The 438-nt window shown below is 60.0% G+C and carries 1 tRNA gene; it reads left to right on the forward strand.

The window, feature by feature from the left end:
- Positions 1 to 107: 107 nt before the first annotated feature.
- A tRNA-Thr gene (locus tag AC1DYG_RS19835) sits at positions 108 to 183 on the forward strand.
- Positions 184 to 438: the final 255 nt, after the last annotated feature.

Below are 438 nucleotides of genomic sequence, written 5' to 3' on the forward strand. Positions count from 1 at the left end.
GCGCTGAACTGAGCAACCCCGGCCGAACTGGCCGGGGTGGGGGTCAATTTTCGTATCCGGGGTCGATGCCGCTAGACTCCTGCTGGTTCGATCGCAAGGTCGGACACGCCGCCTTAGCTCAGTCGGTAGAGCATTTCACTCGTAATGAAAAGGTCGACGGTTCGATTCCGTCAGGCGGCTCCACGAAGCCCCAGGTGAGAGTACGTTTCGCCTGGGGTTTCTTCATGTCCCAGGTAGGCCACGTGATGCCACAAAGTGCCAGGTCGTGCCAGCAGATCCGGAGCAGATCCGGAACAGATCCGGAACGGGAAAGCTGGACAGATCAGGCCCTACCTGCCACGATCACCAGCACAACAACATAAGAGACCCCGGCGAGTGCGCTAACACTCCCGGGGCGTGGTCCGACTATCACAGGAGTCGAACGTGCCCCAGCATACC

This window comes from Pedococcus sp. P1_H8 (assembly GCF_056405175.1).